The organism is Marinobacter sp. L-13 (assembly GCF_056857715.1).
Genome location: NZ_JBSXNQ010000065.1, coordinates 172409 through 193686, shown reverse-complemented (window position 1 = coordinate 193686; position 21278 = coordinate 172409). Strand labels below are relative to the sequence as shown.

Annotated in this window: 19 protein-coding genes and 1 tRNA gene; 14 read left to right on the top strand and 6 right to left on the bottom strand. The window is 57.1% G+C overall.

The annotated features are described in order from the left end of the window. Positions 1-200 precede the first annotated feature (200 nt). A complete protein-coding gene (locus tag AC13DD_RS18480) occupies positions 201-1001 on the bottom strand; it encodes an inositol monophosphatase family protein (RefSeq protein WP_053115017.1) in 801 nt (266 codons plus the stop codon). A gap of 183 nt (positions 1002-1184) precedes the next feature. Between AC13DD_RS18480 and trmJ the strand changes: the two genes are divergently transcribed. The 13 genes from trmJ (at position 1185) to der (ending at position 13905) form a co-directional block, all read left to right on the top strand. Then, positions 1185-2048: a tRNA (cytosine(32)/uridine(32)-2'-O)-methyltransferase TrmJ gene (gene trmJ, locus AC13DD_RS18475; protein WP_075267705.1), complete on the top strand. Its 864-nt coding sequence runs from the start codon at positions 1185-1187 to the stop codon at positions 2046-2048. Continuing rightward, positions 2041-2814: a serine O-acetyltransferase gene (cysE, locus tag AC13DD_RS18470; RefSeq protein ID WP_053115569.1), complete on the top strand. Its 774-nt coding sequence runs from the start codon at positions 2041-2043 to the stop codon at positions 2812-2814. The genes trmJ and cysE overlap by 8 nt, the downstream gene beginning before the upstream one ends. Positions 2815-2892: 78 nt before the next feature. Beyond that, positions 2893-3390: a Fe-S cluster assembly transcriptional regulator IscR gene (gene iscR, locus AC13DD_RS18465; RefSeq protein WP_008174321.1), complete on the top strand. Its 498-nt coding sequence runs from the start codon at positions 2893-2895 to the stop codon at positions 3388-3390. A 22-nt stretch (positions 3391-3412) separates the two neighbouring features. Next, positions 3413-4561 carry an IscS subfamily cysteine desulfurase gene (locus AC13DD_RS18460; RefSeq protein WP_008174323.1) on the top strand — a complete coding sequence of 383 codons (1149 nt, stop codon included), beginning with the start codon at positions 3413-3415 and terminating at the stop codon, positions 4559-4561. A gap of 68 nt (positions 4562-4629) precedes the next feature. Further along, a complete protein-coding gene (gene ndk / locus AC13DD_RS18455; RefSeq protein ID WP_008174325.1) occupies positions 4630-5058 on the top strand; it encodes a nucleoside-diphosphate kinase in 429 nt (142 codons plus the stop codon). A 63-nt stretch (positions 5059-5121) separates the two neighbouring features. Then, on the top strand, positions 5122-6234 hold the full coding sequence (gene rlmN / locus AC13DD_RS18450) for a dual-specificity RNA methyltransferase RlmN (RefSeq protein ID WP_008174327.1): 1113 nt from the start codon (positions 5122-5124) through the stop codon (positions 6232-6234). Between the two features lie 74 nt (positions 6235-6308). Further along, positions 6309-7082 carry a type IV pilus biogenesis/stability protein PilW gene (pilW, locus tag AC13DD_RS18445; RefSeq protein ID WP_008174329.1) on the top strand — a complete coding sequence of 258 codons (774 nt, stop codon included), beginning with the start codon at positions 6309-6311 and terminating at the stop codon, positions 7080-7082. Continuing rightward, the gene (locus tag AC13DD_RS18440; RefSeq protein ID WP_008174331.1) at positions 7072-8109 is read left to right on the top strand and encodes a RodZ domain-containing protein; all 1038 of its coding nucleotides are present in this window, start codon (positions 7072-7074) and stop codon (positions 8107-8109) included. Before pilW ends, AC13DD_RS18440 begins: the two co-directional genes overlap by 11 nt. A 35-nt stretch (positions 8110-8144) precedes the next feature. Next, positions 8145-9263 (top strand): flavodoxin-dependent (E)-4-hydroxy-3-methylbut-2-enyl-diphosphate synthase, encoded by a 1119-nt coding sequence (gene ispG / locus AC13DD_RS18435; protein WP_008174332.1) that lies wholly within the window; start codon positions 8145-8147, stop codon positions 9261-9263. Positions 9264-9312: 49 nt separating this feature from the next. Next, a complete protein-coding gene (gene hisS, locus AC13DD_RS18430) occupies positions 9313-10593 on the top strand; it encodes a histidine--tRNA ligase (RefSeq protein WP_273044029.1) in 1281 nt (426 codons plus the stop codon). A 52-nt stretch (positions 10594-10645) separates the two neighbouring features. After that, entirely contained in the window at positions 10646-11302 is a 657-nt protein-coding gene (locus AC13DD_RS18425; protein ID WP_482931567.1) for a YfgM family protein, read from the top strand. Then, positions 11302-12474 (top strand): outer membrane protein assembly factor BamB, encoded by a 1173-nt coding sequence (gene bamB, locus AC13DD_RS18420; RefSeq protein WP_482931566.1) that lies wholly within the window; start codon positions 11302-11304, stop codon positions 12472-12474. The genes AC13DD_RS18425 and bamB overlap by 1 nt, the downstream gene beginning before the upstream one ends. 9 nt (positions 12475-12483) lie before the next feature. Then, positions 12484-13905 carry a ribosome biogenesis GTPase Der gene (gene der, locus AC13DD_RS18415; RefSeq protein WP_482931565.1) on the top strand — a complete coding sequence of 474 codons (1422 nt, stop codon included), beginning with the start codon at positions 12484-12486 and terminating at the stop codon, positions 13903-13905. A gap of 21 nt (positions 13906-13926) precedes the next feature. On the opposite strand, the gene pta is transcribed toward der, so the two are convergent. The 3 genes from pta to AC13DD_RS18400 are packed head-to-tail and all read right to left on the bottom strand — an operon-like array spanning position 13927 to position 19752. Further along, the gene (pta, locus tag AC13DD_RS18410) at positions 13927-16089 is read right to left on the bottom strand and encodes a phosphate acetyltransferase (RefSeq protein ID WP_008174342.1); all 2163 of its coding nucleotides are present in this window, start codon (positions 16087-16089) and stop codon (positions 13927-13929) included. A gap of 27 nt (positions 16090-16116) precedes the next feature. Next, the gene (locus AC13DD_RS18405; protein ID WP_092032837.1) at positions 16117-17313 is read right to left on the bottom strand and encodes an acetate/propionate family kinase; all 1197 of its coding nucleotides are present in this window, start codon (positions 17311-17313) and stop codon (positions 16117-16119) included. Positions 17314-17340: 27 nt separating this feature from the next. Further along, positions 17341-19752, bottom strand: coding sequence for a bifunctional diguanylate cyclase/phosphodiesterase (locus AC13DD_RS18400; protein ID WP_482931564.1), 2412 nt, complete (start codon positions 19750-19752; stop codon positions 17341-17343). Positions 19753-19991: 239 nt separating this feature from the next. Here AC13DD_RS18400 and ccoM point away from each other — a divergent pair, with 239 nt between their 5' ends. Further along, positions 19992-20144 (top strand): cytochrome c oxidase subunit CcoM, encoded by a 153-nt coding sequence (gene ccoM / locus AC13DD_RS18395; RefSeq protein ID WP_175497402.1) that lies wholly within the window; start codon positions 19992-19994, stop codon positions 20142-20144. A gap of 50 nt (positions 20145-20194) precedes the next feature. Here ccoM and AC13DD_RS18390 read toward each other — a convergent pair. Both AC13DD_RS18390 and AC13DD_RS18385 read right to left on the bottom strand, forming a co-directional pair. Then, positions 20195-20270, bottom strand: a tRNA-Glu gene (locus tag AC13DD_RS18390). 86 nt (positions 20271-20356) lie between these two features. Beyond that, the gene (locus tag AC13DD_RS18385; RefSeq protein ID WP_053115023.1) at positions 20357-21274 is read right to left on the bottom strand and encodes a TIGR01777 family oxidoreductase; all 918 of its coding nucleotides are present in this window, start codon (positions 21272-21274) and stop codon (positions 20357-20359) included. Positions 21275-21278: the final 4 nt, after the last annotated feature.

Sequence of the window (21278 nt, the reverse complement as noted above, 5' to 3'; positions counted from 1 at the left end):
ATTGTTTCGCCTCTTCTTTTTTGCGTTTGTCACTTATAATTTTCTGGAAAGATATCTTTCCAGAAAATTAGGTGGTCAGGATAACTGAAGGCCGCTCATAGAGAGGCTTTCGAGAAATTGCCAGTTTTCCTGGCAACACATAAAGTAAACGCCTTGCACACAATGTGGCGGTTTTTTTGTGTCTCAGAGAGCCCGGGAGTTCAGCGGGGCAGACGGCCCCGGAACGGATGCAGGACCTTGAGCACTTCGCGGAACAGCTTCGGGTTTGCAACCACCAGCTGGCGGGCGTTCCCGGTGGACGGATTGCCCGAGAAATCACCGGTCAGGGCACCGGATTCCATGGCCAGAGTGACGCCAAGATCCAGCTCGGCTGCTTCCGGACGGAAGATGATGGCTGCGTCCATCAATCCGGCGGACACACGGGCGATATCCAGCACCACGCAGCCGGAGGTACGGAACATACCGGAATCCCTGGCCAGTACAGCGGCCATTTCGCCCCAGAGCATCGGATCCTCGCTCTTTCGAGCCTGGTCCAGCAGGTTGGTAGCGATGGCGGCTTTCTCCGGAAGCTTGATTTCCGAAGCGCGCACGCGGCGGCTGTTGAGCGCCGCACCATGGCCTCGGCTGGCCGAGTATTCCTCGCCGGTAACGGGGTTAACCAGCAGCAGGTTTTCAGTTCGGTTATTCTTTTTCTGGGACAGGGCCAGAGCGAACTCCGGAATGCCCCGCAGGAAATTTTCACGGCCCAGGACAGGGAAAATATGCCAGCTCTTTTCGCTGGTTCCGGCATCCGCTTCGTTCAGGGGCGCGATGCTGTGGTCCTTGTAGGCTTTTTCGAGCTGTTCGGCAAAATTGTCATAAATAGATTGCTCAACCCGTTCCAGCTGACGACGGCGTTCTGAGTCGTCCTTGCCGGTAGGTTCCTGGCGCTCGAAATGGGCTTTCAGATAATCAGACCCCTGACGCGCGACGCGCAGGGCCATTTTAATAGCTGGTTGCATCTGAGTGTTCATTATCCGGGTGTGTGAAGGCCGGGTATCATAGCAAAAGATCTCCCCGCTTGTATGTTTTTTGACTCAGCAATAGCACGAATAACCAGAGGTTACGGGTACTCCGGAGGGGCAGGGTGCCTTTGCTTTCTGCTATCATTGCCGCCCTGATCAATAACCTTGGGCCTGCTAACAATGCATAAAAGCGCACTTCCACAGGAAGGGACGGAAACATTCCAGGATCAGATCCGGATCGTTCTGGTTGAGACATCCCATTCAGGCAATATCGGCGCAGTCGCCCGTGCCATGAAAAATATGGGGCTCGGCAACCTGTGGCTGGTCAACCCGTCTTCGTTTCCGGACGAGGCTTCATACGCCCGTGCGGCGGGGGCTTCAGATGTGCTTGATAGCGCCCACGTGGTGTCTTCGCTCGATGAGGCGCTTGCCGACTGCGTTCTGGTAATGGGTACCAGTGCCCGGGGCAGAAAAGTCCCCTGGCCGGTGTGCGCCCCGCCCGAGGCTGCGGCCGCGGCCGCAGAGCACGCCGGCAGTGGCCCGGTGGCCATGGTGTTCGGCAGGGAGAACCATGGTCTCAGCAACGATGAGCTGCAGCGTTGTCATTATCATATTCATATTCCCTCCAATCCCGATTACAGCTCTCTCAACCTGGCCATGGCGGTGCAGGTCATGTGCTATGAATTGCGGATGTATTACCTCCGAAGCCTTGAAGGCGGTGAGGGAAGCCCATACTTAAAGTCGATGACCCGGCCCGGGGACGAAGGATGGGATGTGCCGCCGGCGAAAGTCCACGATGTTGAGGGCTTCTTCGGGCATCTTGAGCAGGTGCTTATCGATGTTGATTTCCATCGGCGGGAGAACCCCAGGCAGCTTATGACGCGCTTGCGGCGGCTGTTCCAGCGAGCCAGACTTGATCAGATGGAGATCAATATCCTCCGGGGCATCCTCACCGCTGTGCAGAAAGCGTCGGGCACACGGAACAACAGCAAATCAACCGAGGCCGATACTGCGGCGACGGAACAGGACAATGGCCATGTTTGAGCGTTTGCGGGAAGACATTAACAGCGTGTTCCATCGGGACCCCGCCGCCAGGAATACCTTTGAAGTGCTCACCAACTATCCCGGTTTGCACGCACTGCTTTTCCATCGGTTTTCCCATTGGTTGTGGAGTTTGGGATTGAAATGGCTTGCGAGGACCATTTCGACGATCGCCCGTTGGCTTACCGGCATTGAGATTCATCCGGGTGCAACCATTGGTCGTCGCTTCTTCATCGACCACGGCATGGGTGTTGTTATTGGTGAGACTACGGTGATTGGCGACGACGTAACCCTCTATCAGGGCGTTACGCTGGGCGGAACCAGCTGGAACAAGGGTAAGCGGCATCCCACGATTGGCAACAGTGTGGTGGTTGGTGCCGGCGCCAAGATTCTGGGGCCTTTTGAAGTAGGCGAGGGTGCCAAGATTGGTTCAAACTCGGTGGTTACCAAGGCAGTGCCAGAGGGAGCAACCGTTGTAGGTATCCCTGGCCGCGTTATTGTCAAACGCCAGGGCGAAGACGATGCCCGCCGCAAGGAGATGGAAGAGCGAATGGGCTTCGATGCATACGGCGTTACAGAAGAAATGCCGGACCCCGTCGCACGGGCCATGCGCTCGTTGCTTGATCACATGCATGCCGTGGATGACCGCATAGAGAATATGTGCAAGGCGTTGCGCAAGGTGAACAGTGAATACCAGAATGGCGAACTGCCACCGCTCCACGAGGAGGATTTCGATTGCGTGCGAGACGACGAAGAGGTGCGGCGCTGAATACTTGACTGAAATGGTTGGTCAATTCATACTCTGTTCTGCATTTTTGAGATTCAATCCCGCCATGGGGCTGACGCTATGAAGTTGACCACCAAAGGCCGCTATGCCGTTACGGCAATGCTGGATCTGGCTCTGCATGGAGACCAGGGGCCGGTGAGTCTGGCCGATATATCGGCGCGTCAGGAAATCTCACTGTCCTACCTGGAGCAGCTTTTCTCCCGTCTCCGCCGCCAGAAACTGGTTGTCAGTATTCGCGGTCCCGGTGGTGGATACAGGCTCAGTCGTCCTGCGGCTGATCTCTACATTGCCGAAGTTGTTGATGCCGTCAGCGAATCGCTGGATACCACCCGGTGCGGCAACAAAGGCGATTGCCAGAATGGCGAGAAATGTCTGACTCACCACCTCTGGTCTGATCTCAGTGATCAGATTCATCAGTTTCTCAGCGAGATCAGTCTCGGAGATCTGATGAGGAAGCATGAAATTCGCCAGGTTGCGGACCGGCAAAATCGCCGCCAGTCCGACAGTGGCTCTGAAACCATCAATACCGAACGCCTGTCCGATCAGGCGCCGGCCTGACACCAACAAGTTTCCGGAATCCATGAAAAAGCCCGTTTATATGGACTACGCGGCCACCACGCCCGTTGATCCAGCCGTTGCTGATGAAATGATGAAATACCTCACGCTGGATGGTGTATTCGGTAATCCGGCATCCCGCACCCACGCCTATGGTTGGCAGGCAGAAGCCGCAGTGGAAGCTGCACGCAAGAAGGTCGCCAGTCTCGTTCACGCTGATCCGCGGGAGATTGTCTGGACCTCGGGGGCAACGGAATCAGACAACCTCGCCATCAAAGGGGCGGTTGCCGGCCGGCAGGGCGCTCATATCGTTACCTCCAGGATCGAGCACAAAGCGGTTGTTGATACCTGCAAGTGGCTGGAGCATCAGGGTACTGAAGTCACCTGGCTGGAGCCGGCAGCCGACGGAACCATCGGTTTTGATCAGGTGTTGGACGCGCTCAAGGAAAATACCGTGCTCGTCAGCCTGATGTTGGTGAACAACGAGCTTGGAACAATCAATGATATTGCCGCCATTGGTGCCGAATTGCGCCAGAGAGGCATTCTTTTTCACGTAGACGCCGCCCAGGCCGCCGGCAAGATGGCAATTGATGTTGGCTCCATGCCGGTGGATCTGCTGGCGCTTTCCGGCCACAAGGTTTATGGCCCGAAGGGCGTCGGCGCCCTGTACGTCAGGCGGTCGCCAGATGTTCGTATTGAGGCGCAGATTCATGGTGGTGGCCATGAGCGAGGAATGCGCTCCGGAACGCTCCCCACCCATCAGATTGTCGGAATGGGAAAGGCGTTCGAGATCGCCCAGTCCGCGCTTGAACAGGAAGTGGAGAAGCTGGAAGCCCTGCGGGAGGCGTTTCTTTCGGGGCTCCGGCCTCTCGAGGGTGTCACTCTCAACGGCAGTGAATCCCGGCGCGTCCCGGGCATAATGAATCTTTCCTTTGAAGGCGTCGATGCGGAGTCCCTCATGCTCGGCCTTCGGGATCTGGCGGTATCCTCCGGTTCGGCCTGCGCTTCAGCCACGGTAGAGCCCTCATATGTGCTTCGTGGCATCGGGTTGAGTGAACAGCAGGCCCATCGTGCGCTGCGCTTTTCCATCGGCCGCTACACCACGAACGAGGAAGTGGCGTTTGCCAGCGCGCAAATAGTTGATGTTGTTAGTCGCCTCCGCGCAGTGCGGTAGGAAGTTTGCCCCGGACTGCGTATAATCGCAGGCCAGAATTTTAACCATCCACAAACTGGAGAAATACCATGGCAACTGAGCGCACGCTCTCGATTATCAAGCCCGACGCGGTAGCAAAGAACGTGATCGGCGAAATTTACAGCCGCTTCGAGAAAGCTGGGCTGAACATCGTTGCTGCCAAGATGATGCACCTCACCCAGGAGCAGGCAGAAGGCTTTTACGCAGAGCACAAAGAGCGTCCGTTCTTTAACGACCTGGTTGCATTCATGACCTCCGGTCCGGTGGTTGTGCAGGTTCTGGAAGGTGAAGGCGCGATCCTTAAAAACCGTGACCTGATGGGCGCGACCAACCCGAAAGAAGCCGAGGCGGGCACTATCCGCGCTGATTTCGCATCGTCCATCGACGCAAACGCCGTTCACGGCTCTGATTCCGCGGCTTCTGCCGAGCGCGAAATCGCTTACTTCTTCAATGACAACGAGATCTGCCCGAGGGGTTGATTGCGTTGATCGGGGGCGATCATCCGGTCGCCTCCGAATTGATTATCTGATCGAGGTTATGAAATGACAGCGGCCGCTGAAAAAACCAATCTCCTGGGAATGCCAAAAGCAAAGCTCGAGGCCTTCTTCGAGTCCCTGGGAGAGAAGCGTTTTCGTGCCACTCAGGTTTTGCAGTGGATCCATCAGCGTGGCGCCGATGACTTCGATCAAATGACCAATATGAGCAAGGCGCTTCGGGAAAAGCTGAAGCAGGTTGCCGAGATTCGTGGTCCTGAGGTGGTGTACGACGAAACCTCCAAAGACGGCACCCGCAAATGGGTGATGCGCATGGACAACGGCAACAGCGTGGAGACGGTACTGATTCCCGATGGCGAACGCGGCACACTCTGCGTTTCCTCACAGATTGGTTGCAGCCTGGACTGCACCTTCTGCTCCACCGGCAAGCGGGGCTTTAACCGTAATCTGACTGCGGCGGAAGTCATTGGTCAGGTGTGGGTTGCGCGCAAGGCCTTCATGCCTTTTGAGCCGGGCCCCGATCGGCCGATTACCAACGTGGTCATGATGGGCATGGGCGAGCCCCTGCTCAATTTTGATAATGTCGTGGACGCCATGAACCTCATGATGGAGGATCTGGCGTACGGGATCTCCAAGCGCCGGGTGACCCTCAGTACCTCTGGCGTGGTGCCCGCGCTGGATCGCCTGTCGGAAGTTACCGATGTTTCACTGGCCATTTCCCTGCATGCCCCGAATGATGAACTGCGTAACAAACTGGTTCCGTTGAATAAAAAGTACCCGATCTCAGAGCTGCTTGCGGCCACCAAGCGGTATTTCGCCCGTTTGCCAGACAAGCGTAAGGCTACAATCGAGTACACCGTTATCGAGGGGATGAACGATCAGCCCGAGCACGCCCGGGAACTGGCGGTGCTGTTGCGGGATCTTCCGTGCAAGATCAACCTGATTCCCTTCAATCCGTTTCCGGAGAGCGATTTCCGGAGACCGAGTATGAATGCCACGCGGCGGTTCCAGAACGTTCTTAACGAGGCTGGCTACATCACTACCATCAGAACCACGCGGGGCGATGACATTGACGCCGCCTGTGGGCAACTGGTCGGGCGGGTCGAGGACAGAACCCGGCGGAGTCAGCGGTATATTCAGGTTCAGCAGGTGAATCCCTGAACCAGATACGTCTTGCAGCCCAATCGAGGAAGGGGACACCCGTGATAACACCACCAGCAAACCGACGTTCATTCGTGTTGGCCACCCTGCTGCTGACCCTGCTGGTTACAGGTTGCGTTACCACTACCGACAGTCGGTTTTCACGGGAAGCAGATCAGCAGGAAGCGCTCGATAACTATGTGAAACTTGCCACGGCCTATATTGGGCAGGGCAATCTTGAACGTGCACGCCATCACCTCGACAGGGCATTGAAACTGGATTCAGATGACCCCGGCGCCAGGGCTGCGATGGGGCTCGTCTATAACGCCGAGGGTGAGCCAGAACTGGCTGAGCGTAATTTCAAACAGGCTATTTCCGAGGATCCAGGGTACACACGGGCGCGGGTTTATTACGGAGCTTTCCTGTTCGGCCAGAACCGGATGGAAGACGCGCGGGATCAATTCCGTGCTGCGTCCCGGGATACCGGTTATCAGGATCGCGGCTCGGTTTTCTTTAACCTGGGCATGACCCAGGAGCGCCTCGGAGAACTGGAAGCTGCGGCCACATCCTATCGCCGCGCAGTGGAGCTGACACGAGGCGATGCACGTTCCCTGCTGGCGCTCTCCCGGGTGTCCGTAGAGACTGGCGACTACGACGACGCGGCACGCTATTACTCGCGACTGATTTCATTGATGCAGCGAAATCAGCGTCTGGTCCACTCACCGGAGAGTCTTCTTACCGGAATCCGCATTGCCCGCTTCTACAGTGATGAAAACCAGGAGGCGAGCCTTGCGCTTCAACTCAGAAACAAATTTCCGGAGTCAGTCGAATACCAACAATATAAGGTGCTGATTTCTAATGGCAACTGAAGAAAACTCACAGCCAGCTATGAAGGAGCCCGTAGGGCGGCAGCTTCAAAAGGCACGGGAGAAAACCGGTCTGAGTACCGGTGATGTCGCAGCAGCGCAGCATTTGCGTCCTTCGGTAATCCAGGCGATCGAGTCGGGAGATTACAGCCAGATTGACAGTGAACTCTTTCTGAAAGGGTATGTCAGGGCTTATGCAAAACAGGTTGGGCTGGACGCAGACGCAGTGATTGCCGACCTCGACCAGGAACTGGAACCCATCCGGCAACAGCGGGAACAGGAGCAGGAAGCCAATCCGCTGGTAGACATCGAACGTCGCAGACGTCGTAAACGTCAGCTTGCCAAGGCTCTGTTTTTCCTGGTGGTGCTGGGCATTGCCGGATACCTTGCTTTCACCTTTCTGGCTCCTTCACAGGGCCCGGCGCCTTCCGAGCCGACGACAGAACCGGAATCAGTGCCGGAGGAGCCTGCTCCTGCTGAAGCCGAGGAATCGGCTGCGTTGGCCGAGCCAGAGCGCTCCGAACCTGTGCTTGTTGCCAGTGCTGAAGAGTCGGAATCGGCAGTTATGGAGGCGGAGGCGCCTACCGTGCAGCAGTCTGAAACAGAAACTGAGGCTCAAGCGCCTGAAACTGACGTTGGTGAAAATCAGTTGCCTGAAAACACACTGGCTACGGACGATGGCGCGGCTGATGCAACCGAGCCTGTTACCGATCAGATTCCTGCGGTCGTCCAGACCCCCGAGCCGGTTCTGGAAGACCCGAATGGGCTGTCGGATGCTTCGGACAACGGTCGACTCCAGATTCGCTTCAGTGACGATTGTTGGGTGCAGATCAGTGACGCAGCCGGTAACCGCCTGGTGAATTCGCTCCAGCGTAACGGGGATCTGATTGATATCGAGGGGCCGACGCCCTTGAGGGTTGTGATTGGCGCAGTCGATGCGGTTGAATCCATCCGTTTCCAGGGCGAGCCAGTGGATATCGGTGGCTACCGGGTTGTTAACAACCGGTCAGAATTCACCCTGACAATCTGAAATTTGATCAAATTTTCCATATCGGTCAGTAAGACATGAAACAGGATTCCCCGATTATCAGACGCAAATCCCGCCAGATCATGGTGGGCAATGTTCCTGTGGGTGGTGACGCGCCGATTGCGGTGCAGAGCATGACCAACACCGAAACCTGTGACGTAGAGGCCACCGTTGGCCAGATCAAGGCATTGCAGGAGGCAGGTGCGGACATAGTGCGTGTTTCCGTTCCGTCCATGGACGCCGCTGAGGCGTTCGGGAAGATTCGGGAGCAGGTTTCCCTGCCGTTGGTTGCCGACATCCACTTCGATTACAAAATCGCTCTTCGGGTAGCAGAACTGGGTGTTGACTGTCTCCGGATCAATCCTGGCAATATCGGCCGCGATGACCGCGTCAGTGCCGTGATCAGTGCGGCCCGGGACGGCAACATTCCCATTCGCATTGGTGTGAACGCCGGTTCGCTGGAGAAGTCTCTCCAGCGCAAATATGGCGAGCCGACGGCAGACGCGCTGGTGGAGTCCGCCATGCGCCACATCGATATCCTGGATCGTCATGACTTCCAGGATTTCAAGGTTAGCCTGAAAGCGTCGGAAGTGTTTATGACGGTCGATGCCTACCGTAAGATTGCCCAGCAGATTGAGCAGCCCCTGCACCTTGGCATCACCGAGGCCGGTGGTTTGAGATCCGGAACCGTGAAGTCCTCCATTGGCCTTGGCATGCTGTTGATGGACGGCATCGGTGACACCATCCGGGTATCGCTTGCAGCGGACCCCGTGCAGGAAATCAAGGTGGGCTTCGATATACTGAAGAGCCTGCGCCTGCGCAGTCGCGGTATAAACTTCATCGCCTGTCCCAGCTGTTCCCGGCAGAATTTCGATGTCATCCAGACCATGAATGATCTGGAAGCTCGTCTGGAGGATGTAAACGATTCTCTGGATGTGGCGATCATCGGGTGCATCGTAAACGGTCCGGGTGAGGCGAAAGTGGCGGATCTCGGACTTACCGGCGGGAGCCCCAAGAACCTCTTCTACATGGCGGGAAAGCCGAACCAGAAGCTGGACAACGCGACATTGACGGATGATCTGGAGCGCCTGATTCGCGAGGAAGTGGCACGGCGCAAGGAACAGGAAGATTCGATTATTGCCCGGTCAGACAACTGATTGTTTCCAGTTCCCGGCATAACCATCCAGAAAAAGTTAAGGGTTAACATTGGCAAAGATTCAGGCAATTCGCGGGATGAACGATATCCTGCCGGAGCAGACGCCGGTTTGGCAGTTTGTGGAATCCACGGTTCGCAGAGTACTGGCCCAGTATGGCTACCAGGAAATCCGCATGCCGATTGTGGAACAGACCGATCTGTTCAAGCGTTCGATTGGTGAAGTGACCGACATCGTCGAAAAGGAAATGTACACCTTTGAAGACCGCAACGGTGACAGTCTGACCCTCCGCCCGGAGGGCACCGCCGGTTGTGTTCGGGCCGCCGAAGAGCACGGTCTTCTGTTCAATCAGACCCGCCGTCTCTGGTACACCGGCCCGATGTTCCGGCACGAACGTCCGCAAAAAGGCCGCTATCGCCAGTTTCATCAGATTGGCGTGGAATGTTTTGGCATGAACGGTCCGGACATTGATGCCGAACTGCTCATCTTGACGGCAAGGCTCTGGAAAGAGCTTGGGCTTGCCGAGCATACCCGGCTTGAGATCAATTCCATCGGAACGTCGGAGTCCCGTCGGGTTTACCGGTCCGCCCTCGTGGATTACCTCGGTCAGTTCAAGGCAGACCTGGATGCCGATAGCCAGCGTCGCCTCGAATCGAACCCCCTGCGCATTCTGGATAGCAAGGATCCTTCCACTCGGAAAATCCTCGAAAACGCGCCCAGCCTTGACGACTATCTCGACGAAGAATCCCGCGAGCACTTCGAGCGCCTGAAGGCGCTTCTTGAGGCTGCAGGGGTGAATTATTCAGTGAATCCAGCGCTGGTGCGGGGCCTCGATTACTACGGCAAGACGGTGTTCGAGTGGATTACCGACAGCCTCGGCGCCCAGGGTACGGTGTGTGCAGGTGGTCGATACGATGGCCTGGTGGAACAGCTGGGTGGCAAGCCGACCTTTGCAGTGGGCTTTGCAATGGGCCTTGAGCGCCTTATCCTGCTGCTGGAAACGCTGGAACTGGTTCCTGAGCACGTGAACAGTAACGCCGATATTTATGTGACAGCGATGGGTGACGCGTCGCTGGCGCCAGCTTTGGTGCTGGCCGAAAAATTACGCGCAGCATTGCCGGACCGGGTGATCGTTTCCCATTGTGGCGGCGGTAGCTTCAAGAGCCAGATGAAAAAGGCTGACCGGAGTGGCGCCAGGTATGCGGTGATTCTGGGTGAGAACGAAGTGGCCAAGGGTACCGCAGGGGTGAAGCCCTTACGAGCTGATGAGCCCCAGACTGAAGTTGCCCAGGACGAACTTGCCGACATTCTGGCAACGTCGCTGGCCAGCTGAATCTGACCAAAAATATTGATATAAAAGCAAAAATTCAACGATAGGAGTCCCCATGGCAGAGTTGCGCACCGAAGAAGAACAGGTCCAGGCGATCAAGGACTGGTGGAAGAAAAACGGCAGTTCTCTGCTGATCGGCATTGGTGCAGCCCTGGCCATTGTTTTTGGCTGGCAGGCCTGGCAGAACCATCAGGCGCAGCAGCGCACCGAGGCAGCCAACCAGTTTGCCAATCTGCTGAATGCCTTCAGTGATCAGGCTGATGAAACCAGTGGCGAGACCGTCGCTTTCGTAGCGCAGACCCTGCGGGAGGACTATACGGATAGCGCCTATGCGGTTTACGGTAACCTGATCCTCGCCCGTCAGCAGTTGATGCAGGAGGGTAACGCCGAAGCCGCCATTGATTCCCTGAAGTGGGCATTGGAAAAAACCGGAGAGCATGAGGCACTGGCGCTTGTGGTCCGTAATCGTCTGGCTCGTGCCCAATTCTCCGCAGGCCAGTACGAGGCTGCTCTGGCCACCATCGAGGGCGCCGGTGATGCCGATGCGTTTGATGCCATATACTCCGAGCTACGTGGCGATATCCTGCTGGCGCAAGGCGACCGGGAGGGTGCACGTGAGGCCTATCTTGCTGCCCGTGAGCAGAGCCAGCAAGGTCGCAGCGGTATTCTGGAGCTGAAACTGGCAGACCTCGGTGTCGGGGAGGATGCCTGATGCCGGTTCTCCGCGACAGCATCTCAAAACGCGGACTTCTCCTGGGGCTGGCTTTTCTGGCCGCACTTTCCGGCTGTAGCGCGACCGATACGTTCGAACAACCTTTTCCGGTTCCCGAGATTGAGGCGTCTGCCGAATTCAAGAGAGTCTGGAGCATGTCCGTGGGCGACGGTCATGATGGTGATTTTCTCTACCTGGCACCCCTGAATACCGGTGATCTGATCTACGCCGCATCGGCAGATGGTGAGCTTTACGCAGTGGCCTCGGATTCCGGCAAGGTTGTCTGGGAATCAGAATTTGAGGAGCGCATCTTCTCTGGTCTCGGCGGTGATGGGCAGTATCTTTACCTGACCACCGAGAACGCGGATCTGGTAGCCCTTTCCCGTGAGGACGGCTCCGAGGTCTGGCGTCAGCCTCTGCCGACGGAAGTACTGTCAGCGCCCCAGTCCAATGGCTCGCTCGTTGTTGCCCAGACCACTGATGGCAAGGTTCTCGGCTTCAGCGCCGCTGATGGCGAGAAGCTATGGCAGTATGACGGAACCGTTCCGGTCCTTTCGATGCGGGCCGCCGCTGCACCTCTGGTCGGTGGTGATGTGGTGATTGCATCCTTTGCCAGCGGCAAACTGATCGCTCTGGCAGCAGCCTCGGGGCAGCCCATGTGGCAGTACGAAGTGGGCCAGCCTCAGGGGCGTACCGAGCTGGAAAGGCTGGTTGACGTGACTGGGCAACCCCTGGTTATTGAGACCGCCGTTATGGTGGTTGGCTACCAGGGTAAGCTTGCCCTCGTTGATATTCGCACGGGCCAGGAGATCTGGAGCCGGAAGGCGTCCAGCCTCTACTCGCCAATGATTGGTGGCGGTCAGATCTATCTGGCCTCGGCCAATGGCGACATTGTTGCCCTGAGAGGCTCGGATCGTCGGGAAGTCTGGACCCAGGATCGTCTTGCCTGGCGCCAGCTGACCCAGCCAATGGTTTATGAAGACTATCTGGTGGTGGGCGATTTCGAAGGCTACCTGCATGTCATTGACCGTGAGGATGGCAAGCTGGTTGGCCAGCTGGAGTTCGACGATGAGGGTATCCGCGTACCGGCACAGCGCCTTGCCAATGGTAACCTGCTGGTTTTTGGCAACAGCGGAAAGATGGCCGTATTCCAGGTTAAGCCGCAGGATTGATCCCCAATTATGACCCCAGTTATTGCCCTTGTCGGACGCCCTAACGTCGGCAAATCGACATTATTTAATCAGATGACCCGTTCCAGGGATGCCCTGGTTGCGGACTTTCCGGGGCTTACTCGAGACCGCAAATACGGTGAGGGTAGCTATGAGGGCCAGCGTTTCATCGTTATAGACACTGGTGGCCTTACCGGTGACGAGCAGGGCCTTGACCTGGAAATGGCCCGGCAGTCCATGCAGGCGGTAGAAGAAGCCGACATCGTGCTATTCCTGGTGGACGGCAGGGCCGGCCTTACTGCAGGCGATGAGCTGATTGCAGACAGTCTTCGCCGCTCGGGCAAGCAGGCGCATCTCGTCGTGAACAAGACCGATGGACAAGATCCGGACATCGCCGCGTCGGATTTCTACAGTCTTGGCTTTGAATCCACGTTCCTGATCGCAGCCTCCCACAACCGCGGAATCCGCTCCATGCTTGAAATCCTGCTGCCCTCTGAAGAGGAGCGGGAGGAAGAGGACCGTGCAGATCGCTACCCCGGCATCCGCATTGGCGTGGTTGGCCGGCCGAACGTGGGTAAGTCCACACTGGTCAACCGCATGCTCGGTGAGGACCGTGTTGTGGTTTACGACATGCCCGGAACCACCAGGGACAGCGTTTATATACCCTACGAGCGGCAAGGCAGCCAATACACGTTGATTGATACTGCCGGTGTCCGTCGAAGAAAGAATGTCAGCGAAGTGGTGGAGAAGTTCTCCATCATAAAAACGCTGCAGGCGATTGATGACGCCCATGTGGTTATCCTGGTTATTGATGCCCGGGAAGGTCTGGTTGATCAGGATCTTCACCTGATCGGGTTTGTGTTGGATGCCGGCCGCTCGCTAGTCATTGCCGTCAACAAGTGGGACGGCATGGACCCGGAAGACCGCGCCCGGGTGAAAGAACAGGTTCAGCGTCGCCTGGACTTTCTGGATTACGCTGATAAGCACTATATCTCGGCGCTTCACGGCTCCGGCGTCGGCGTGATGTATGAGTCGGTGCAAGCCTGCTACGAGTCCGCGATGGCGAAATGGCCAACCAACCGCCTGACTGCGATTCTGCAGGATGCTATTGCCCAGCATCAGCCGCCCATGGTGCACGGTCGCCGGATCAAGCTGCGTTACGCGCACCAGGGCGGTTCCAACCCCCCTGTGATTGTGGTTCACGGTAACCAGGTGGATTCCCTGCCGGGCGCATACAAGCGGTATCTTGAGAATACCTTCCGTAAGGTTCTGAAGGTAACGGGTTCACCAATTCGCTTCGAGTTCAAATCGGGTGAAAATCCGTTTGCCGGCAAAGTGGATCGGCTAACTCCGCGTCAGAGGGTCAAGAAGGACAACGACGAGAAGAAGGGCCGTCGTCCGAAAAAACAGCGTCAGAAGAGCCTCAAGCGCTGAGTGAGTGGCCGGGCTCAGGACTTATTCCTGATCCGGCCCCGCACTTTCCACCTGCTTGGCCTGCACAGCGGTCAATGCAACCGTAAACACGATATCCTCCACCAGAGCCCCACGTGAAAGGTCGTTCACCGGCTTGCGCAAGCCCTGAAGCATTGGCCCGACACTGACCACATTGGCACTTCGCTGAACCGCCTTGTAAGTGGTATTTCCGGTGTTCAGATCCGGGAATACGAAGACCGTTGCCTTGCCTGCAACTTTGCTGTCCGGCGCCTTGCTTCTTGCGACGCTTTCGATGGCCGCTGCATCGTATTGGAGTGGTCCGTCTATCAGCAGATCCGGCCTGCGCTCGCGAGCGATCCTCGTCGCCTCCCTGACTTTCTCGACATCCTGGCCGCTGCCGGACTCTCCGGTGCTGTAACTGATCATGGCGACCAGCGGCTCAATACCAAAGGCTTCCGCAGACTCCGCACTCTGGATGGCGATGTCGGCCAGTTCCTCGGCATTGGGGTCTGGATTGATGGCGCAGTCCCCGTAGACCACCACCTGTTGCGGCAACAACATGAAGAACACGGAAGAGACTACCTTTGCATGCTCATGGGTCTTGATCAGTTGCAGGGCAGGGCGCACCGTATTCGCCGTCGTGTGAATGGCACCGGATACCAGTCCATCAGCTTCATCCAGAGCCACCATCATGGTACCGAGAACCGCGTTGTCTTCGAGCATGGCTTCCGCCATGTCTGATGTCAGTCCTTTATGCTTGCGAAGTTCTACCATCGGAGCGACGTAGCGTTGTCGCACCTCCCCTGGATCAATGATCTCGATATCCCCGGGCAGTTCCAGATCCTGGGAATCCGCTACCCGTTTTATCTCTGCCGCATTCCCGATCAAGGCACACCTTGCCAACCTGCGTTGATGGCAGATGATGGCGGCCTGTACGGTTCTTGGCTCGCTGCCCTCCGGCAATATGATGCGCTTATTCGCGGCCCGGGCCCGCTCGGACAGCTGGTATCGGAAGGCAGGAGGGGAAAGCCTGTCCTGCCGGGCAACCTTGAGATGCTGTTGCAACCAGTTGGTGTCGATACGGGTTGCAACCGCTTCCATCGCCTTTTCAATCCGGTTGGGGTCATCAATCGGGATGGCCGCCGACAGGTTGGCCAGCATATGAGCAGTTTCATAGGTATTGGCGTCTGACCCCAGAACTGGAAGGCCTGTTTCCAGGGCCCTGTGGCACAGGGTGATCACTCGCTGGTCGGGTATCAGGCCACCGGTCAGCATCAGGCCGGCGAGGGGAACCCCGTTGAGAGCGGCAACAGCTGTGGCCACCACGATGTCTTCGCGATCTCCGGGCGTGACCAGAAGAGTGCCAGGCCTGAGGGTTTCCGTCATGTTCCGAATGCTACGGGCGCAAACCGATACCTTCTGGACCCGCCTGGCGTGCATCTGCCCCTCATTGAGGACCGGTAACCCGAGTTCCCTGGCAATGTCGGATACCCTGGGGGCCAGCAAATCCGCCTGCCATGGAATCTCGGCTAAGAGGTGAAAGCGGCCCTCGCTGAATACCGTGCACTCGGTCTGGTAGTCGACAGTGACGGGGGCAGGGTGGTTGTTGTTGGAACGAGGCTCAAGGCCCGACTGCTCGGGCTCCCCAACCTTGTTCAGGATGACGCCAATAACGTCCGGATCACTGGGACTGGCAAACAGGCGCGACGAGAAGTCCAGTTCTTCATCCAGTTGCCTGGCGTCCAGGTCTTTGGGCGTGCTCACCAGGATTACCTCGGAACCGAGGTTGCGGGCAACTTCCACGTTCAGCCTGGCGATATAGGCTTCGCTGCGGTCTGGGACGAGGCCTTCGATGATCACCACATCCACATCCCGGGCAACCTTCTGGTATTCACCCACGACTGTTTCGAGGAGGTAGTCGGCTTTGCCTCTGTTGAGCAGTTGTTGCGCTTCCTTGAGGGCAATCGGGTCTGGCGGGTTCAGGTGGCTGCTGGCCCTCACAAACGCCACCGACGAGTCCTGGCCAGCGTTGTGCATGGATTCTGCGCGGTGAACCGCCTGGCAGAAGGGTTTGTAGAAGCCAACGCTGACGCCTACCCGTTCAAGGGCGCGCAGCAGACCCAGGCAAACTGACGTGAGCCCTGAATCTATGGATGTCGGTGCAAAAAAGAGACTCTTTGCCATGGTGGTATTCCTGATGATGCGCGTGGGTCAGGCCGGGGCGACCGAGCCGGCAAGCCGGGATGCTTCCCGTGCAATAACCAGTTCCTCGTTGGTGGGGATCACCAACACGGGAAACCTGGAGTCGGGGCTTTCGATCCGCCCGTCGCTGAACTCGCCATGATGGTTGTTGAGGTCCGGACTGAGCTCAAACCCCATGAGCTTGAGATGGTTGATGGTTTCGGCTCTGATCCGGGCACTGTTTTCCCCAATGCCGCCAGTGAAAACCAGCGCGTCGAGGTGGCTAAGGGACGCCATCATGGCCCCAATGTAACGGGCGAGCCGGAAGCAGAAAACATCAATGGCGGTTTGTGATGGCTCATGGCCATGATCCGCGAGTTCACAGAGCGAGCGCATGTCATTGGTCTGGCCGGACAGGCCGAGAAGGCCACTTTCCTGGTTCAGGATCCGGTGAACCTCATCGGCGGCGAAGCCTTTGCCGCTTAGAAAGTCGAACAGGCCAGGGTCGACATCCCCACTGCGGGTTCCCATTACCAGTCCCTCCAGTGGCGTAAGGCCCATGCTGGTATCGACACTGATGCCGTCCCGGATGGCCGTAATGCTGCATCCATTGCCCAGGTGCGCCGAGATGACCGAGGTGGTTGCCGGTGTTTTTCCCAACAAACGGGCAGTTTCGGCGGCCATGAAGGCATGACTGGTGCCGTGGAACCCATAACGGCGGACGCCCCAATCGCGATACCAGGCCTCTGGTAGCGCATAGAGGAATGCCCTTTTGGGCAGGGTCTGGTGAAAGGCGGTGTCGAAAACGGCAGTCTGGGGCACCCCGGGAAACTGGGCCAGGGTTGCTCGAATACCGGACAGATTGACCGGATTGTGCAGTGGTGCAAGACCAGCGCAGTCCTCAATAGCATTGATGACATCGTCATCAAGCAGTACAGCTTCACGGAAAGTCTCGCCACCATGAACCACCCGGTGACCAACAGCCGTCGGGGCGGACGCCATCAGCCCCTGATCCCGGAATGCTGTAACCAGTGCAGTCAGCGCCTGATCATGGTTGGCGCCCGGGTCCAGAGGAATGGTTCCTTCCTGGCCTTCAACGCGAGCAAATGCGTCGTTTTGACCGAGACGCTCAGCGAGAGCGGATGCCAGCTTTCTGTGTTGGTCATCGAATAAGGCGAGTTTCAGGGATGAGCTGCCGCAGTTCACGACAAGTACGGTGTCTTCCATGGGAGTCAGGTTCCAACGGTTTTCGATCTATACCCGATGATTGCTGGCCAGCCAGGCTTCAAAATCCGGTGCCGGCAGGGGGCGGCTGTAGAAGTAACCCTGAGAGAAGTCGCAACCTTCCTTTTTCAGGAAGTGGGTCTGAGCCTCTTCTTCCACTCCTTCAGCGATCACCCGCAGGCCCAGGCTGTGGGCCATGTTGATAATGGCCCGCACCAGTGAAGCATCTTCAGGTTCCTTCATGACATCCTGAACAAACGATTTATCGATCTTCAGGGTATCAAACGGGTAGCTCTTCAGATAGCTGAGGGCCGAGTAGCCGGTACCAAAATCGTCTACTGACAGCCGGATCCCGGCTTTGTCGAGCTGGCGCAGGATTTCGGCGGTTTCAATGGAGTTGTCCAGAATCAGTCGTTCGGTAATTTCAAGTTCCAGCTGTTCCGGTGCCAGACCGCTGGTAGAGAGGGCGTGCATCACGGCCTCGGTAAAGCCGGGATCCCGGAACTGGCGTGGGGACACGTTCACGGAAATACCAATGTCTTTTCCGACGGCCTGCTTCCATCCCACGGCGGCCCGACAAGCCTCCTCAAGAACCCACTCGCCGATGGGCGTTATCAGGCCGGTTTCCTCGGCCAGGGGAATAAATCGATCGGGCATCACCATGCCCATGGCCGGGTTGTTCCAGCGCAGCAGTGCCTCCACCGAGCAAAGGGTGCCGGAATCGGTATTCACGATCGGCTGGAAATACAGTTCGAATTCCTTCAGCTCCAGAGCCCTGCGCATGCTGGATTCCATCTTCAGGCGCTCGTGGGAGACCTCGGTCATTTCCGGGGCAAAATGCGCGAAGGAACTCTTGCCTTTGTGTTTGGCCTGGTACATGGCGGCATCGGCGTGCTGCAGCAGCGTGCCGCTGTTGTCAGAGTCCGTCGGGAAAATAGCGATGCCGATGCTCGTGGTTACAAAAACCTCCTGACCATTGAGTATGTAGGGCGGTGAGAAGGTTTTCAGGATACGCTCTGCCACCTGCGACGAAGCCTCCGGGCCGGTCAGCCCCGGCAGGATGACCAGGAACTCATCGCCCCCCAGCCGTGCAACGGTACTGGTGCCACGGAGGCAGCTGGAAATTCGACGGGCCGCTTCAATCAGCAGGTTGTCTCCGGCATCGTGGCCGAGGGTGTCGTTTATGTGCTTGAAGTTGTCGAGATCGAGGAACATCACGCCCACGAGGGTACTTTCCCGACGTGCCTGGGCCAGTGCCAGTTTCAGACGGTCCAGGGCCAGCATCCGGTTGGGCAGCCCGGTCAGGATGTCGTAGTTGGCCTGGCGCAGGAGCTGCTGTTCATAGCGTTTGCGGATGCTGATGTCTTCACCCAGGATGAGGTAACCGGTGGTGCCGCCGGATTCGTCCTTGATAGGGGTGGCAATCAGTTGCTCCCAGAAGCGTTCACCATTACGGCGCACGCTGTTCACTTCACCCTGCCAGACCCCGACGCGCTGCACCTGCAGGCGGATGGATTGCCACAGGTGTCGGCTTTCACGGTTTTCAATATCATTGTCCCCAAGTGCGCCAGGGTGTTTGCCAATGATCGAAGCAGCCTCGTAGCCGGTTAACTGGGTAAATTTCTGGTTGGCAAATTCGATGCGCCACTGCCGGTCGCAGATCAGGACCGAGGAGGGGCTTTGTTCAATGGCTTTGGAAAACTTCCGGATTTCCGCCGCATCTTTTTGCTGGCGCTCCATATCCGCGTTCAGTCGCTCGCGCATCTGGTTAATGGCGTCCGTGACGCGACCCAATTCGTCGTTCCGGTTGGATGGTGTGTTGGGCCTATCCAGTGTTAGTGGCTTCGAGGTGGTTTTCAGCGAAAAGTCCCGGGCGTAATTCGCCATGGTAGTCAGATGGCGTGCCACGAAATGCTGGAATATCCAGATAATGAGGATCGATACAAAGAACGTCTTCAGGAACTGGGTCAGGAGAATGACCCCCACCTTCCGCTTGAGCTCATCGTAGACCCGGTCCAGGTCTGCGGTCACCGTCAGCTCACCCAGTTTGAACATTTCATCGCCCTGATGAACGAGATTGAAACTGTGGGAGGTGGTTTTGGCGTCCCGCGGGATTTCTCCCATAACCAGCTCGGAATCGGGTTCGATCCTCAGCCGCAGATGAACCACATCGGGCAAACTGAGTATGCCTTCCATCTGGGTTTGCAGCAGTTTCTGGTCCAGGGCCCACAGACTGCGGGCCAGACTGGATGCATAGCCGGCTTCAACCACCTGCATGCGGTTGTCTATTTGTGAGAGGTCTTTTCGATAATCGGAGTAGATCTGGAGCGCGGAGGCTACCAGTGTAAAGGCGGAGCTGAACAGAAGAATCCAGGCCAGCAGCCTGAAAGACAGGGGCGAGCCTGTGCGAAAACGTTGAAGACGCGTCGACAGTTTTGGCATGTCTTGAACTTCAGCCACCCAGACCGGTTAGGAGATCGGACACTTCCTTTGTTTCCGACTATAGCAGCAGTTTCTTTCAAATGCCTTGCAAATGCAGGAAAAATCGAAGGAAATGTGTTGTGGTTCAGTATTTATGCGTACAGCTGGTCTGACAAATACGTTGACCTGGATCAATACCTTGCGGGCAGCCCGGGCGTAACCTGAGTTTAATCAAGTTAATTGCCGGAAGGGGAAACAGCATGTATATGGACGCCGTTGTAATCGCGGGTATTGCTACTGTACTGCTGATGGTTGGCTTTTTCGTGGGTGTTGGCATCTTCGTGATGAAAGATCAGAAGGAGCACGGACACCAGGACAGAAAAGAAGGGAAGCAAGGCCAAAAGCCGGTCTGACAATGTCATTGGGAAACTTCGGTTTCCCTGACATTTCAACGCGGAAAAATTGGCGTCCCCTAGGGGGTTCGAACCCCTGTTGCCGCCGTGAAAGGGCGGAGTCCTAGGCCACTAGACGAAGGGGACGCAACGTTTTCAACACCTTGCCTCGTCGAGGTGGCGCGTATATTAAGAAAGCTTCGAAACCCTGTCAACGTCTTTTTTGAAAAAAGTCACCGGGATGCTCCGGGAGCAATGGATTGAGCCAGTGCCGGCTCCAGATCGGGATACCGGAACTGGAAACCCTGGTTGATCAGCTTTTCCGGAACCGCCTTCTGGCCAGTCAGAAGAAGCCGCGCCATTTCTCCCAGCGCAATCTTGAGTACCGGCGCTGGCGCCGGAAAAAGCGTGGGACGGTGCAAAACCTTACCCAGGCTTCGGGTGAACTCTGCGTTGGTTGCCGGGTTAGGGCTCACCACATTGAACGGGCCTGAGGCGCTCGGGTTTTCCATCATCCAGATAAGGGCGCCAACGACGTCGTCGCGGTGTACCCAGGGCATGAACTGCTTGCCGCTTCCCAGACGCCCGCCAAGTCCCAGCTTGAAGGGTAGAATCATCCGTTCAAGGAACCCTCCGTCAGGGCCTGCCACCACACCGGTTCGGGAGAAGCACACCCTCACGCCATCGTCGGCGAGGGGTTTGGCGGCGTTTTCCCAGTCGCGGCAAAGGCGATGGGTAAATTCATCGTTGGGGCTGGTATCTTCGGTTACGGTTGTAGCCCCCTGATCCCCATAAAAGCCAACAGCTGACCCTGAGACCAGCACCTCCGGTGCCCGTTCCCAACTGCGAATAACCTCCACCAGCGTTTCGGTTACACCTATCCGGCTGTCCCGCAGTTCCTGCTTGCGGGCTTCAGACCACCGTTTGTCGGCGATGCCTTCACCTGCGAGGTTGATTACAGCATCGTATCCAGGGTGGGAGCGAAGCTGCTGCAGGTCGCGAATTGCTTCGACCCGACCGCAACTGGACTTGACCGCTTCTGCCGGTTGCCGGCTGAACACTGTGAGTTCATAGTTTCGTGCCAGCAATTCACGGCACAGAACATGGCCGATAAATCCGGTACCACCGGTAATCAGAATCCTTTTCGACATAATT

What these genes read in the sequence shown, in the direction of transcription:
- ispG (WP_008174332.1), top strand. Translation starts at nt 8,145, where the DNA reads ATGAAACAGGATTCCCCGATTATCAGACGCAAATCCCGCCAGATCATG.
- AC13DD_RS18400 (WP_482931564.1), bottom strand. Translation starts at nt 19,752, where the DNA reads ATGCCAAAACTGTCGACGCGTCTTCAACGTTTTCGCACAGGCTCGCCC.
- der (WP_482931565.1), top strand. Translation starts at nt 12,484, where the DNA reads ATGACCCCAGTTATTGCCCTTGTCGGACGCCCTAACGTCGGCAAATCG.
- bamB (WP_482931566.1), top strand. Translation starts at nt 11,302, where the DNA reads ATGCCGGTTCTCCGCGACAGCATCTCAAAACGCGGACTTCTCCTGGGG.
- trmJ (WP_075267705.1), top strand. Translation starts at nt 1,185, where the DNA reads ATGCATAAAAGCGCACTTCCACAGGAAGGGACGGAAACATTCCAGGAT.
- AC13DD_RS18440 (WP_008174331.1), top strand. Translation starts at nt 7,072, where the DNA reads ATGGCAACTGAAGAAAACTCACAGCCAGCTATGAAGGAGCCCGTAGGG.
- AC13DD_RS18460 (WP_008174323.1), top strand. Translation starts at nt 3,413, where the DNA reads ATGAAAAAGCCCGTTTATATGGACTACGCGGCCACCACGCCCGTTGAT.
- cysE (WP_053115569.1), top strand. Translation starts at nt 2,041, where the DNA reads ATGTTTGAGCGTTTGCGGGAAGACATTAACAGCGTGTTCCATCGGGAC.
- ccoM (WP_175497402.1), top strand. Translation starts at nt 19,992, where the DNA reads ATGTATATGGACGCCGTTGTAATCGCGGGTATTGCTACTGTACTGCTG.
- AC13DD_RS18405 (WP_092032837.1), bottom strand. Translation starts at nt 17,313, where the DNA reads ATGGAAGACACCGTACTTGTCGTGAACTGCGGCAGCTCATCCCTGAAA.
- AC13DD_RS18385 (WP_053115023.1), bottom strand. Translation starts at nt 21,274, where the DNA reads ATGTCGAAAAGGATTCTGATTACCGGTGGTACCGGATTTATCGGCCAT.
- ndk (WP_008174325.1), top strand. Translation starts at nt 4,630, where the DNA reads ATGGCAACTGAGCGCACGCTCTCGATTATCAAGCCCGACGCGGTAGCA.
- iscR (WP_008174321.1), top strand. Translation starts at nt 2,893, where the DNA reads ATGAAGTTGACCACCAAAGGCCGCTATGCCGTTACGGCAATGCTGGAT.
- AC13DD_RS18425 (WP_482931567.1), top strand. Translation starts at nt 10,646, where the DNA reads ATGGCAGAGTTGCGCACCGAAGAAGAACAGGTCCAGGCGATCAAGGAC.
- AC13DD_RS18480 (WP_053115017.1), bottom strand. Translation starts at nt 1,001, where the DNA reads ATGCAACCAGCTATTAAAATGGCCCTGCGCGTCGCGCGTCAGGGGTCT.
- pta (WP_008174342.1), bottom strand. Translation starts at nt 16,089, where the DNA reads ATGGCAAAGAGTCTCTTTTTTGCACCGACATCCATAGATTCAGGGCTC.
- rlmN (WP_008174327.1), top strand. Translation starts at nt 5,122, where the DNA reads ATGACAGCGGCCGCTGAAAAAACCAATCTCCTGGGAATGCCAAAAGCA.